This window comes from Paenirhodobacter huangdaonensis (genome assembly GCF_004022465.1).
GTDB classification, from domain to species: domain Bacteria; phylum Pseudomonadota; class Alphaproteobacteria; order Rhodobacterales; family Rhodobacteraceae; genus Rhodobacter; species Rhodobacter huangdaonensis.
In genome coordinates this window covers 18371-31350 of the sequence record NZ_SAVA01000004.1, presented here as the reverse complement: position 1 = coordinate 31350, position 12980 = coordinate 18371, and the positions used below count along the sequence as shown (strand labels likewise).

Here is a 12980-nt window from a genome sequence, read left to right as displayed (position 1 = left end):
AGACACATGAGCCAGCATATCGTTTCCTCTTTCGACCGCGACCTCGAGGCCGTTCAGGCGATGGTCGTGAAGATGGGCGGCCTCGTCGAGGCCCAGCTTCTCGACGCCGCCCAGGCCCTCGAAACCCGCGATGAAGAGCTCGCCGAGACCGTCCGCGGCCGTGACAAGGCGGTGGACAAGCTCGAGGAGCAGATCAACGAGGAGGCCGCGCGGCTGATCGCGCTGCGCTCGCCCGCCGCCTCCGACCTGCGCGTCGCGCTTTCGGTGATCAAGATCTCGGGCAGCCTCGAGCGCGTCGGGGATTATTCGAAGAACATCGCCAAGCGCACCCAGGTGCTGTCGCAGATGCCGACGATCAGCGGCTCGGCCGGCGCGATCCGGCGCATGGCGCAGGCGGTCGAGGCGATGCTGAAGGACGCCATCGACAGCTATATACAGCGCGACGAGAATCTTGCCGCCGATGTCCGCTCGCGCGACATCGAGGTCGACCAGATGTACAACGCGCTGTTTCGTGAATTCCTGACCTACATGCTGGAAGATCCGCGCAACATCACCGCCTGCATGCACCTGCATTTCATCGCGAAGAACATCGAGCGGATGGGCGACCTTGCCACCGGCATCGCCGAGCAGGTGATCTATCTCGTCACCGGCGAGATGCCCGACGAGGACCGGCCGAAGTCGGACAGCGTGACCCTGGACAAGGTGGAGGACTGACGCATGAGCCCCGCCCAACAGCCCTGCGTGCTGGTGGTCGAGGATGAATCGGCCCAGCGTGAGGTTTTGCAATACAACCTCGAGGCCGAGGGATTCCGCGTCGCCATGGCAGTGAATGGCGACGAGGCGCTGCTGATGGTCAAGGAGGAAAAACCTGACCTGATCGTGCTCGACTGGATGCTGCCCAATGTCTCGGGAATCGAGATCTGCCGGCGCGTGAAGGCCAGCCCCGAGACCCGTTCGATCCCGATCATCATGCTTTCGGCCCGCTCCGAAGAGGCCGACCGCGTGCGCGGCCTCGAGACCGGCGCCGACGACTACGTGGTAAAGCCCTATTCGGTGGTGGAGCTGATGGCGCGGCTGCGCACCCAGCTGCGCCGCACCCGCCCGGCGACGATGGGCGAGCGGCTGCAGTTCGAGGACATCATCCTCGACGCCGCCGAGCACCGCGTCTTCCGCAACGGTGCGCCGCTGAAACTCGGCCCGACCGAGTTCCGGCTGCTCTCGACCCTGATGGAGAAGCCCGGCCGGGTCTGGACCCGCGATCAGCTGCTCGACCGGGTCTGGGGCCGCGACATCTACGTCGACACCCGCACCATCGACGTGCATGTCGGGCGGCTGCGCAAGGCGCTGATGACGAATGGCGGGGCGGATCCGGTGCGCACCGTGCGCGGCACCGGCTATTCGCTCGGCTGAGCCGCAAGAAAGCGCATGACCTCATCGCGGGCGGGGATGGCATCGGCCGTTCCCGCCCGTGTCACCTTCAGCGCCGCGGCGCCCGAGGCAAGCCGCATCGCGGCCTCGGGGCCAAGCCCCCCGGCCAGCCCGGCGACCAGATAGCCCGCAAAGGTGTCGCCCGCCGCGGTGGTGTCGACCGGCGTCACTGCAAAGGCCGGCGCATGGTGCACCACGGCACCCGCACGGTCGTGCCACTCGGCCCCGCGCGCGCCCCGGGTGACCACCACATGCGGCACCGTCAGCGCCTCGAAGGTCACCGACAGCGCCGAGCACAGCTGCGCCGCCTCGACCTCGTTCATGATCAGAAGCGACAGATAGGGCAGCACCGCCGCGACCGCCTCGGCCTCGAAAGGGGCGGCGGAATAGACGACGAACAGACCCTGTTCCTGCCCGATCCGCGCCGCCTCGACCTGGGCCGAGGTCTCGTTCTGCAATACCAGCGTGTCGCCCGGGCGGGCGCCTTCCAGCGCCGCGCGCACCATCTCCGCACCGATCATCCGATTCGCGCCCGGATGCAGCAGAATGGCGTTCTCGCCCGCCGCATCGACCGCGATGATCGCATGGCCCGAGGCGCCCTCGACCTCGGACACCGCCGCGCAATCGACCCCCGCCTCGGTCAGCCGCGCCACCATCCACAGCCCGTCGGCGCCGACGGCACCGATGTGGCGCACATCCGCCCCGGCCCGGGCCAGCGCCACCGACTGGTTCGCGCCCTTGCCGCCGAGCCCGACGGAATAGGACAGCGCCGCCAGCGTCTCGCCCGGCGCCGGCAGATGCGGCAACCGGTAGAGATGATCGGCATTGATCGAGCCCAAGGTGTAGACCGTCATCCGGCTGCCTTTCATCTTGCCCGAAATACCTCGCGGGGGTCCGGGGGCGCGCGGCCCCCGGGGCCGGGCTCAGCGCCGCTGGCCGAGCTTGCAGGCGGCGATCGCGGCCATGTTCAGGATGTCGTTCACCGTCGACACCGTCGAGCAGATCTGGATCGGCGCGGACACGCCGGTCAGGATCGGACCGATCACCGTCGCCCCGGCCATCTCCTGCATCAGCTTGACCGAGATCGAAGCCGAATGCCGCGCCGGCACCACCAGCACGTTCGCCGGCCCGGTCAGACGGCAGAACGGATAGTTCTTCATCTGCTCCATGTTCAGCGCAACATCGACGGTCATTTCGCCATCATACTCGAAATCGACGCCGCGCTCATCCAGAACCTGCGGTGCGATGTGCATCTTCGTCGCCCGTTCCGACACCGGATAGCCGAAGGTCGAGAACGAGCAGAAGGCCACCCGCGGCTCGAGCCCGAGCGCCCGCGCGATCTGCGCCCCCGAGGTGGCGATGTCGGCAAGGTCATGCTCGTCGGGCCATTCGTGCACCAGCGTGTCGCCGATCAGCACCACACGCCCCTTGTGCAGCAGCGCGGTGATCCCCACCGCCCCGTCCGAGGGACGCGCGTCGAAGACCTTGTTGATCAGCTCCATCACATGGCCGGACTTGCGCGTCGCGCCGGTGACCATGCCGTCGCCATGGCCATGCGCCAGCATCAGCGCAGCGAAGACGTGGCGGTCGCGGTTGGCCAGCTTGTGCGCATCCTCGCGGTCCACGCCTTGGCGCTGCAGCCGGGTGTAGAGGAAGTCCTTGTAGGTCTCGATATGCTTCGAATTGGCCGAGTTCACCACGGTCAGCTCGCGATAGGCATCGCCGAGCCCTGCCGCGTCGAGCTTCTCGCGCACGTCGCTCTCGCGGCCGACGACCAGCGCCCGGCCCATGCCGTTGCGCTGATAGGCCACCGCGGCGCGCAGCACGCGCGGATCGTCGCCCTCGGCGAAGATCATCGTCGCCTGCGCCTGCCGCGCCCGCGCCTGGATGCCCTGCAGGATCGACGCCGTCGGGTCCATCCGCGTCTTCAGCCCCAGAACATAGGCCTCCATGTCGATGATCGGCCGGCGCGCGACGCCGGTGTCCATCCCGGCCCTGGCGACCGCGGGCGGGATCACATGGATCAGCCGCGGGTCGAAGGGCGTCGGGATGATGTAGTCGCGCCCGAAGGTCAGCTTGCGGCCATAGGCGATCGCCACCTCGTCGGGCACGTCCTCGCGGGCCAGCTCGGCCAGGGCCTTGGCGCAGGCGATCTTCATCTCGTCGTTGATCGCGCGGGCATGGATGTCGAGCGCGCCGCGGAAGAGATAGGGGAAGCCCAGAACGTTGTTCACCTGGTTCGGATAATCCGACCGGCCGGTCGCCACGATCGCATCGGGGCGCACGCCATGCGCCTCTTCCGGGGTGATCTCGGGATCGGGGTTCGCCATCGCGAAGATCACCGGGTTGTCGGCCATCTTCGCCACCATCTCGGGCGTCACCGCACCCTTGGCCGAAACGCCGAGGAAGACGTCGGCGCCCACCATCGCCTCTTCCAGCGTGCGCGCGTCGGTCTTCGCCGCATGCGCCGATTTCCACTGGTTCATGCCCTCGGTGCGGCCCTGCCAGATCACGCCCTTGGTGTCGCACATGATGCAGTTGTCGTGCTGTGCGCCCATGGCCTTGATCAGCTCGAGGCAGGCGATGCCGGCCGCCCCCGCGCCGTTCAGCACGATCTTGCAATCCTCGATCTTCTTGCCGCTCAGCTCGAGCGCGTTGATCAGGCCGGCCGCGCAGATCACCGCCGTGCCGTGCTGATCGTCATGGAACACCGGAATGTCCATGATCTCCTTCAGCCGCTGCTCGATGATGAAGCACTCCGGCGCCTTGATGTCCTCGAGGTTGATGCCGCCGAAGGTCGGGCCCATCAGGCTCACCGCCTTGATGATCTCGTCCGGGTCCTCGGTATCAAGCTCGATGTCGATGGCGTTGACGTCGGCAAAGCGCTTGAACAGCACCGCCTTGCCTTCCATCACCGGCTTCGAGGCAAGCGCGCCCAGATTGCCGAGGCCGAGGATGGCGGTGCCGTTCGAGATGATCGCCACCATGTTACCCTTGACGGTATAGTCATAGGCGGTCTCCGGCCGCTCGGCGATCGCCTCGACCGGAACCGCGACGCCCGGGCTGTAGGCAAGGCTCAGATCGCGCTGCGTCGTCATCGGCTTCGTCGCCGTGATCTCGTATTTCCCGGGCTTCGGGTCGAGATGATACGCCAGCGCCTCTTCGGGCGTGATGCGGTTCTTGCTGGACATGGGGCCGAACTCCTCCGATAGGCGCTTCCTCATAGCGTTCCCTTCCGAGCGTCTCAATGGATTTGCACCCGGATTCCGCCTTTTGTAGGGTCGCGCCAAACGGGGGAAAGCATGGCAGAGCCGACAATCACGCCGATGATGGCGCAATATCTCGCAATCAAGGAAGCGAACCCGGGGGCACTGCTGTTCTACCGGATGGGCGACTTCTACGAAATGTTCTTCGACGATGCCGTCGCCGCGGCCGCCGCGCTCGACATCGCGCTGACGAAACGCGGGCTGCATCTGGGCGAGGATATCCCGATGTGCGGCGTGCCGATCCATGCCGCCGAGGGCTATCTGCTGACGCTCATTCGCAAGGGCTTCCGCGTCGCCATCGCCGAACAGCTCGAAGACCCCGCCGAGGCGAAGAAGCGCGGCGCGAAATCGGTGGTGAAGCGCGACGTGGTGCGCCTTGTCACCCCCGGCACGCTGACCGAGGAAAGCCTGCTCGAGGCGCGGCGCCACAACTTCCTGGCCGCCTGGAGCGAGATGCACGGCGACGGCGCGCTGGCCTGGGTCGACATCTCGACCGGCGAGTTCCGGGTGATGCCCTGCCCGCTGACCCGGCTGGCACCCGAACTTGCCCGCCTTGCCCCGCGCGAGGTGCTGGTGAGCGAAGCGCGCGAGGCCGATTGCGCCGAGATCGTCTCTGATCTGAAGGCGGCGCTGACCCCGCTCGGACGCGCAAGCTTTGACAGCCAGGGCGCCGAGCGGCGGTTGCTGGGCCTGTTCTCGGTCGGCTCGCTCGATGCCTTCGGCAGCTTCTCGCGCGCCGAGATCTCGGCCATGGGGGCGATCGTCGACTATCTCGAGCTGACGCAGCGCGGCAAGCTGCCGCTGCTGCGCCGGCCGCTGCGCGAAGAGGCAGGCAGCCTGATGCAGATCGACGCCGCCACAAGGCGCAACCTCGAGCTGACGCAGGCGCTGTCGGGCGGGCGCGAGGGCTCGCTGCTGACCACCCTCGACCGCACCGTGACCGCCGCCGGGGCGCGGCTGCTGGAACGGCGCATCTCGGCCCCCTCGCGCGACCTGAACCAGATCCATGCGCGCCATGATGCAGTGCGTTTTCTGCTGGAACAGGGTCGATTTTCCGAGGATCTGCGCGCCGATCTGCGGCGCTGCCCCGACATCGACCGCGCGCTGAGCCGGCTCTCGCTCGACCGCGGCGGTCCGCGCGACATGGCGGCGATCCGCAACGGGCTCGACCAGGCCGGGCGCATCGCCGAAAGCCTTGCCCCGGTGGAACCGCCGGCGCTTCTGGCCGAAGCGGCCGCGGTGCTGGTGGGCCATGATGCCCTCGCCGCCCTTCTTGACGCCGCGCTCGTCGCCGAACCGCCGCTTCTGGCCCGTGACGGCGGCTTCATCGCGCCGGGCTATGACGCCGAGCTCGATCAGACCCGGCAGCTGCGCGACGAGGGCCGCGGCGTCATCGCCCGGATGCAGGCGCAATATGTCGAGGAAAGCGGCATCGCCTCGCTGAAGATCAAGCACAACAACGTGCTCGGTTATTTCATCGAGACCACCGCCACCCATGCCGAGAGGATGCTTTCGGCGCCGTTGAACGAGCGCTTCATCCACCGCCAGACCACGGCGAACCAGGTGCGCTTCACCACGCTCGAGCTGAGCGAGCTGGAAACCCGGATCCTGAACGCCGGCAACCATGCTCTCGAGATCGAGAAACGGCTCTATGACAGCCTGAAGCAGGCCATTCTTGCCCATGCCGGGCCGATCGGCGAGGCCTCGCGCGCGCTTGCCGAGATCGACCTCGCCGCCGCCTTCGCCGACCTGGCCGCGGGCGAGGACTGGGTCGAGCCGACGGTGGACGCGAGCCGCGCCTTCGAGATCGAGGGCGGCCGCCACCCGGTGGTCGAGGCCGCGCTGAAACGCTCGGGTGAGCCCTTCATCGCCAACGACTGCGCCCTGACCTCGGGCGAGACGCCGGCGATCTGGCTGCTGACCGGCCCGAACATGGCCGGCAAATCGACCTTCCTGCGGCAAAACGCGCTGATCGCGCTGCTGGCGCAGGCCGGCAGCTTCGTGCCCGCACGCCGCGCCCATATCGGCCTTGTGAGCCAACTGTTCTCGCGCGTCGGCGCCGCCGATGACCTTGCCCGCGGGCGGTCGACCTTCATGGTCGAGATGGTCGAGACCGCGGCGATCCTCAATCAGGCCGACGACCGCGCCCTTGTCATCCTGGACGAGATCGGCCGCGGCACCGCGACCTATGACGGGCTGTCGATCGCCTGGGCGGTGCTCGAACACCTGCACGGGGTGAACCGCTGCCGCGCGCTCTTCGCCACCCATTACCACGAGATGACGGCGCTTTCGGCGAAGCTCGACGGGGTCGAGAACGCCACCGTCTCGGTCAAGGAATGGCAGGGCGAGGTGATCTTCCTGCACGAGGTGAAGAAGGGCGCGGCCGATCGCAGCTATGGCGTGCAGGTGGCGCGGCTTGCGGGCCTGCCCGAAAGCGTGGTGGCGCGCGCCCGTGTCGTGCTCGAGGCGCTCGAACAGGGCGACCGCGAGGGCGGCGGCAAGAAGCAGATGGTCATCGACGACCTGCCGCTCTTCTCGGCCGCGGCGCATCCGGCGCCCGCACCCGCGGCCCCCGAAAGCGCGGCCATCGAGGCGGCGCTGCGCGACATCAACCCCGACGAGATGACGCCGAAACAGGCGATGGAGGCTCTCTATGGCCTCCGGGCCCTGCTCAAGCCCTGATCTTCCAATTGCCTTAAATATCCTGGGGGGTAAGGCGAAAAAAAACGGCCTTCCGATGGAAGGCCGTTTCGCCGAACGGGCAAAGCCCCCGGGGTCCCCACCGGGACTCAGCTCTTCGGCATCGAGCTGACACCGACCTTGGCCGGGCGCAGCAGGCGGTCATGCAGCAGGAAGCCGCTGTCCATCACCTGGATGATGTCGCCCGCCCTGGTGCCCGGCACCGGCGCCTCGAACATCGCCTCGTGCTGCTGCGGGTCGAACTTGTCGCCGACCTGCGGCGTGATCGCCTGAATGCCGTGGCGCTTGAACACGTTCAACAGCTCGCGCTGCGTCAGTTCCACGCCCTCGATCAGCGCCGGCGCCGCCGCCCGCACCTCGTCGCCCGCCGCATCGAGCGCGCGTTTCAGCGCGTCGAACACCGGCAGCATGTCGCGCGCGAGTTTCGAGCCACCATAGTTCTCGGCCTCGCGACGGTCGCGATCGGCGCGCTTGCGGGCATTCTCGGCATCGGCCAGCGCACGCATGAAGCGGTCCCTGAACTCGTCGCGCTCGACGCGCAGGGCTTCGAGCTCGTCAAAGCCTGCCGCCGCCTCGTTCAGCGGCTCGTTCAGCTGCTCCTGGTCCTCCAGGATCTCGTCTTTCTTCTCGGTCATGGTCCTACCCCTTGCCGCGGCCGGACAGAACCCGCCCGACCAGCTGCGCCGTATAATCGACAATCGGCACGATCCGGCCGTAATTCAGCCGCGTGGGCCCGATCACGCCGACCGCACCGATGATCTTCCGATCTGCGTTCATATAGGGAGAGACGACCAGAGAGGAACCCGAAAGTGAGAAAAGCTTGTTCTCCGAGCCGATAAAAATGCGCACACCATCGCCTTCCTCGGTCAGGTCGAGGAACTCGGCGATGTCGCGCTTGCGCTCGAGATCGTCGAAAAGCGAGCGGATCCGGTCGAGATCCTCCTCGCCGTCGAGCAGGTTCGAGCGCCCGCGCACGATCAGCCGCTCATAGGGTGCGCCCTGATCGGCCCATTGCGCGAGCCCGCTTTCGACCAGTTCCGCGGCGAGCGTGTCAAGCTCCTGCCGGCGCGCGGCGATCTCTTCGCGGATATCGGCGCGCAGCTCGCTCAGCGTGCGCCCCTCGGCCAGCGCATTGAGGAAATTCGCCGCCTCGCGCATCGACGAGGGGGTCTGACCGGGCGGCGGGGTAAAGACGCGGTTCTCGACCTGCCCGTCGGCGAAGACGAGCACGACCAGCGCCCGGTCGGGCCCGAGCGAGACGAATTCGATGTGGCGGATCGGCGCCTCGTGCTTCGGCGCCAGAACCAGGCTCGCGCCATGGGTGATGCCCGACAGCGCCGCGCCGACCCGGTCGAGCAGCGAGCCCACGCCGGGCTCGTTTGCGCCCAGCGTCGCGTCGAGCGCCTGCCGATCGGTCACGTGAACCTCGCCGACCTCCATGAAGCCGTCGACGAACATCCGCAGCCCGAGCTGCGTCGGCACCCGCCCGGCCGAGACATGCGGGCTGCCCAGAAGCCCCATGTATTCGAGATCCTGCATCACGTTGCGGATCGTCGCGGCAGAAAGCTTCTCGCTCATCTGTCGGGTCAGGCTGCGCGAGCCCACCGGATCGCCGGTGTCGAGGTAGCCCTCGACCACCCGCCGGAAAACCTCGCGCGAGCGATCATTGAGTTCCGTCAGAAGTTGTGTCTGGTCGTGCATGGCGTGGCTCATCCCCGCATTAAAGCCGCCCTGTCGCCCCCGTCAATCAGGCCTGGGCCCTGCTTCGGGGTTGCATCACGGCGCGGGCGGCCTCAAATGAGGCAAACTCTTCGAAAGGACTGATCATGCGCCCCTCTGGCAGGAATCTAAGTGAATGCCGCCCGATTTCAATCGAAACCGGCGTGACCAAACATGCAGAGGGCTCGTGCCTGATCAAGGTCGGCGACACCCACGTTCTGTGCACCGCGACGATCGAGGATCGGGCGCCGTCGTTCCTCAAGGGCACCGGGCTTGGCTGGGTGACGGCGGAATACGGCATGCTGCCGCGCGCCACCAATTCGCGCACCCGGCGCGAGGCGGCGGCGGGCAAGCAGTCGGGCCGCACCCAGGAGATCCAGCGCCTGATCGGCCGCGCGCTGCGTGCCGGCGTCGACCGCTCGGCGCTTGGTGAGCGCCAGATCGTCATCGACTGCGACGTGATCCAGGCCGATGGCGGCACCCGCTGCGCCTCGATCACCGGGGGCTGGGTGGCGCTGCGCCTTGCGGTCAACAAGCTGCTGAAATCGGGTCTGATCGCCTCGGATCCGCTGCTCGACCATGTCGCTGCGATCTCCTGCGGCATCTACGCCGGCCAGCCGGTGTGCGACCTCGACTATGCCGAGGACAGCGAGGCGGGCACCGATGGCAACTTCATCATGACCGGCGCCGGCAAGCTGATCGAAGTGCAGATGTCGGCCGAGGGCGCGACCTTCTCGCGCGACGAGATGACCCGGCTGCTCGATCTTGCCGAGGCGGGCGTGGCGCAGCTGGTCACGGCGCAGAAGGCGGCGCTGGCATGAGGAAATTCACCGGCGACAGGCTGCTGTTCGCCACCCACAACAAGGGCAAGCTGGAGGAGATGCGGGCGCTGCTCGCTCCCTTCGGCATCACCGTGCTGTCGAACGACGATTTCGGCCTGCCCGAGCCCGAGGAAACCGAGACCACCTTCGTCGGCAATGCCCGGATCAAGGCGCATGCGGCGGCGAAGGCCACCGGCCTGCCGGCGCTGTCCGACGACAGCGGCATCGAGGTGGACGCGCTGGATGGCGCGCCCGGTGTCTATACCGCCGACTGGGCCGAAACCCCGACCGGGCGCGACTTCACCCTCGCGATGACCCGCACCTGGGACGCCTGCGAGAAGATCGCCGCGCCGCTGCCGCGCCGCGCGCGCTTCCGCTCCACCCTCGTGCTCGCCTGGCCCGATGGCCACGACGAGGTCTTCGAGGGCAAGGCCGAGGGCCAGCTGGTCTGGCCGATGCGCGGCGCGCACGGCCATGGCTACGACCCGATGTTCCAGCCCGAGGGCTATGACATCACCTTCGCCGAGATGGACCCGGCGAAGAAGAACCAGATCAGCCACCGCGCGGATGCCTTCCGCAAGCTGGTGCAATGTTTCGAGGCGAAGATGGCACGACAGAACATCTCGGGCGGCTCGCCCTATGAACCGAAGCTTGGCTATTCGCGCGCCGTGGTGCAGGGCGGTTGGTGCTTCGTCGCCGGCACCACCGGCGCCGATCCGGTGAGCAAGGCCTTCCCGGACAGCGTTCTGGATCAGGCGCGCAACACGCTTGCCACGATCAAGGCGGTTCTCGAAGGCGCGGGCTTCTCGATGGCCGATGTGGTGCGGGCGAATTACGTCATCACCGATGCGGCCTATGTCGAGGAAATCATCCCCGCCCTGTCCAAGACCTTCGGCGAGATCCGCCCGGCCGCGATGATGATCGTCGCGGGGCTGGTGAACCCGGCGATGAAGATCGAGATCGAAGTGACGGCGTTCAAGGGATGAGCGACGACTGGCGGCACGGCGGGTTCGGCCTTTACCTGCACTGGCCCTTCTGTGCCGCCAAATGCCCCTATTGCGATTTCAACAGCCATGTGGCGGCGGACATCGATCAGGCGCGCTGGCAGCGCGCCTATCTTGCCGAGATCGACCGTCTGGGCGCCGAAACGCAGGACCGGGTGCTGAACTCGGTCTTCTTCGGCGGCGGCACCCCCTCGCTGATGGACCCCGACCTTGTGGCGGCGATCCTCGAGCGGGTGCGGCGCACCTGGCGGCAGGCAAATGACATCGAGATCACCCTCGAGGCGAACCCCACCAGCATCGAATCCAGCCGGTTCAGAGCCTATTCCGAAGGCGGGGTGAACCGCGTCTCGATGGGGATGCAGGCACTGAACGACACCGATCTGGCGCGGCTTGGCCGGATGCACAGCGCCGCCGAGGGCCGCGTCGCCTTCGACATCGCCCGCAGCCATTTCGACCGCGTCAGCTTCGATCTGATCTATGCCCGCCAGGATCAGGACCTGACCGCCTGGGAGGCCGAGCTGCGCGAGGCGCTGGCGATGGCCGTGGATCACTTTTCGCTTTATCAGCTGACGATCGAGGAAGGCACCGCCTTTGGCCGCCGCGCCGCGGCCGGCAAGCTGACCGGCCTGCCCGACGAGGAACTGGCCGCCGACATGTATCTGCGCACGCAGGAAATCTGCGAGGCGGCGGGGCTTCCGGCCTATGAAGTGTCGAACCACGCCCGAGAGGGCGCGGAAAGCCGGCACAATCTGATCTATTGGCGCTATGGCGATTACGCCGGCATCGGCCCCGGCGCGCATGGCCGGCTGACCCTTGGCGGCAGCCGCCAAGCGACGGTGACGCCCAAGGCCCCTGCCCTGTGGCTGCAAGCCGTGGAACAGCGTGGCTCGGGGGAACTCCCGCGCGAGCCGTTGCCGCTCGAGGATCAGGCGGTCGAATTCCTGCTGTTCGGGCTGCGGCTGAACGAGGGGATCGATCCGGCGCGCTATCGCGCGCTGTCGGGCACCGACCTTCCCGCCGAAAAGCTCGCCGATCTGGGCGAGCTGGGTCTGGTGGAAACCGTCGATGGCCGGATCCGCGCCACCCGTGAGGGCCGCGCGGTGCTCAATGGCGTGATCCGCGAATTGATGCCCTGAGCCTCAGCGCCCGGCGCTGAGCAGCGAGCAGATCCGGTCGAGCTCGTCGAGGTCGCGATAGGCGATGGTGACGAGGCCACCTTCCGACCCCTTGTGGTCGATTACCACCTTCATACCAACGCTAGCGCTCAGATCGCCTTCCAGCGCCCGGGTATCGGCATCCTTCTCGGACGGGCGGCGCGGCTTCGGTGCCCCCTCGCCCGGCGGCGTCACCGACTTTTTCGCCAGTCGTTCGACATCGCGCACCGAGAGCCCCTTGGCCACGGTATCGCGTGCCAGCTTGACCGGATCGGGCGCGGTGATCATCGCGCGCGCATGGCCTGCGCTCAGCTTGCCGGCGCGCAGCATCCCCTGCACCTCGTCGGGCAGGTTCAGCAGACGCAGCAGGTTCGCGATATGGCTGCGGCTTTTCGACAGCGCCTCGGCCACCTTTTCCTGGGTATGGCCGAAACGATCCATCAACGACCGATAGCTGAGCGCCTCTTCCAGCGGGTTCAGATCGGCGCGCTGGATGTTTTCGATGATCGCGACCTCGAGCACCTCGTTATCGGTGAACTCGCGCAGAATCACCGGCAGCTCGTGCAGCTGGGCAAGCTGCGAGGCACGCCAGCGGCGTTCGCCGGCGACGATCTCGTATTGCCCCTCCTTGCGCGGATGGCGACGCACGATCAGCGGCTGGATGACGCCCTTCTCGCGGATCGAGGCGGCAAGTTCATCAAGCGCCTCGGGCTCGAAATCGCGGCGCGGCTGGTCCGGATTAGGCTCGATATTCTCGATCGGGACGAACATTTCCGCCCGGCGCGGCGTCGCCGCGGCTTCGGCCGCGGGTGCCAGATGGACATCCGCCATCAGCGCCGACAGGCCCCGCCCCAGACCACGCCGCTCGGGTTTCTTTTCCGCCATCCC

11 protein-coding genes and 1 pseudogene are annotated in these 12980 nt (G+C 67.3%); 7 read left to right on the top strand and 5 right to left on the bottom strand.

Translation table 11 applies throughout. The features are described from left to right. Positions 1–6: 6 nt before the first annotated feature. Together phoU and phoB are read left to right on the top strand one after the other, a co-directional pair. On the top strand, positions 7–714 hold the full coding sequence (phoU, locus tag EOW66_RS07695; protein WP_128155844.1) for a phosphate signaling complex protein PhoU: 708 nt from the start codon (positions 7–9) through the stop codon (positions 712–714). Positions 715–717: 3 nt separating this feature from the next. Then, positions 718–1410: a phosphate regulon transcriptional regulator PhoB gene (gene phoB, locus EOW66_RS07690; protein ID WP_128155843.1), complete on the top strand. Its 693-nt coding sequence runs from the start codon at positions 718–720 to the stop codon at positions 1408–1410. On the opposite strand, the gene EOW66_RS07685 is transcribed toward phoB, so the two are convergent. Both EOW66_RS07685 and EOW66_RS07680 read right to left on the bottom strand, forming a co-directional pair. Further along, positions 1395–2282 carry a ribokinase gene (locus EOW66_RS07685; protein WP_128156125.1) on the bottom strand — a complete coding sequence of 296 codons (888 nt, stop codon included), beginning with the start codon at positions 2280–2282 and terminating at the stop codon, positions 1395–1397. The genes phoB and EOW66_RS07685 overlap by 16 nt on opposite strands. Before the next feature lie 69 nt (positions 2283–2351). After that, complete coding sequence (locus EOW66_RS07680; protein ID WP_128155842.1) at positions 2352–4619, bottom strand: NADP-dependent malic enzyme; 2268 nt, start codon at positions 4617–4619, stop codon at positions 2352–2354. Positions 4620–4730: 111 nt separating this feature from the next. Between EOW66_RS07680 and mutS the strand changes: the two genes are divergently transcribed. Further along, positions 4731–7376 (top strand): DNA mismatch repair protein MutS, encoded by a 2646-nt coding sequence (gene mutS / locus EOW66_RS07675; RefSeq protein ID WP_128155841.1) that lies wholly within the window; start codon positions 4731–4733, stop codon positions 7374–7376. Positions 7377–7483: 107 nt separating this feature from the next. Here the strand turns inward: mutS and EOW66_RS07670 are convergent, their stop codons facing one another. Together EOW66_RS07670 and hrcA are read right to left on the bottom strand one after the other, a co-directional pair. Beyond that, a complete protein-coding gene (locus EOW66_RS07670; RefSeq protein WP_128155840.1) occupies positions 7484–8029 on the bottom strand; it encodes a nucleotide exchange factor GrpE in 546 nt (181 codons plus the stop codon). Between the two features lie 4 nt (positions 8030–8033). Beyond that, positions 8034–9095, bottom strand: coding sequence for a heat-inducible transcriptional repressor HrcA (gene hrcA, locus EOW66_RS07665; RefSeq protein WP_113898335.1), 1062 nt, complete (start codon positions 9093–9095; stop codon positions 8034–8036). Positions 9096–9220: 125 nt separating this feature from the next. Here hrcA and rph point away from each other — a divergent pair, with 125 nt between their 5' ends. The 4 genes and pseudogenes from rph (at position 9221) to hemW (ending at position 12074) form a co-directional block, all read left to right on the top strand. Next, on the top strand, positions 9221–9934 hold the full coding sequence (gene rph / locus EOW66_RS07660; RefSeq protein WP_128155839.1) for a ribonuclease PH: 714 nt from the start codon (positions 9221–9223) through the stop codon (positions 9932–9934). Beyond that, positions 9931–10530 (top strand): annotated as a pseudogene (gene rdgB, locus EOW66_RS20500) (RdgB/HAM1 family non-canonical purine NTP pyrophosphatase); the annotation flags it as partial. The gene rph and the pseudogene rdgB, both read left to right, overlap by 4 nt. Before the next feature lie 9 nt (positions 10531–10539). Next, positions 10540–10920, top strand: a complete 381-nt coding sequence (locus EOW66_RS20495) for a RidA family protein (protein ID WP_206363679.1) — start codon at positions 10540–10542, stop codon at positions 10918–10920. Further along, the gene (hemW, locus tag EOW66_RS07650; RefSeq protein ID WP_128155837.1) at positions 10917–12074 is read left to right on the top strand and encodes a radical SAM family heme chaperone HemW; all 1158 of its coding nucleotides are present in this window, start codon (positions 10917–10919) and stop codon (positions 12072–12074) included. Before EOW66_RS20495 ends, hemW begins: the two co-directional genes overlap by 4 nt. 3 nt (positions 12075–12077) lie before the next feature. On the opposite strand, the gene EOW66_RS07645 is transcribed toward hemW, so the two are convergent. Beyond that, complete coding sequence (locus EOW66_RS07645) at positions 12078–12977, bottom strand: ParB/RepB/Spo0J family partition protein (RefSeq protein ID WP_128155836.1); 900 nt, start codon at positions 12975–12977, stop codon at positions 12078–12080. Positions 12978–12980: the final 3 nt, after the last annotated feature.

Excerpts from the sequence above, each read along its gene's own strand:
- phoB (WP_128155843.1), top strand. The coding sequence starts at position 718 with ATGAGCCCCGCCCAACAGCCCTGCGTGCTGGTGGTCGAGGATGAATCG.
- EOW66_RS20495 (WP_206363679.1), top strand. The coding sequence starts at position 10,540 with ATGGCACGACAGAACATCTCGGGCGGCTCGCCCTATGAACCGAAGCTT.
- phoU (WP_128155844.1), top strand. The coding sequence starts at position 7 with ATGAGCCAGCATATCGTTTCCTCTTTCGACCGCGACCTCGAGGCCGTT.
- EOW66_RS07685 (WP_128156125.1), bottom strand. The coding sequence starts at position 2,282 with ATGACGGTCTACACCTTGGGCTCGATCAATGCCGATCATCTCTACCGG.
- hemW (WP_128155837.1), top strand. The coding sequence starts at position 10,917 with ATGAGCGACGACTGGCGGCACGGCGGGTTCGGCCTTTACCTGCACTGG.
- EOW66_RS07645 (WP_128155836.1), bottom strand. The coding sequence starts at position 12,977 with ATGGCGGAAAAGAAACCCGAGCGGCGTGGTCTGGGGCGGGGCCTGTCG.
- EOW66_RS07680 (WP_128155842.1), bottom strand. The coding sequence starts at position 4,619 with ATGTCCAGCAAGAACCGCATCACGCCCGAAGAGGCGCTGGCGTATCAT.
- EOW66_RS07670 (WP_128155840.1), bottom strand. The coding sequence starts at position 8,029 with ATGACCGAGAAGAAAGACGAGATCCTGGAGGACCAGGAGCAGCTGAAC.
- mutS (WP_128155841.1), top strand. The coding sequence starts at position 4,731 with ATGGCAGAGCCGACAATCACGCCGATGATGGCGCAATATCTCGCAATC.
- rph (WP_128155839.1), top strand. The coding sequence starts at position 9,221 with ATGCGCCCCTCTGGCAGGAATCTAAGTGAATGCCGCCCGATTTCAATC.
- hrcA (WP_113898335.1), bottom strand. The coding sequence starts at position 9,095 with ATGCACGACCAGACACAACTTCTGACGGAACTCAATGATCGCTCGCGC.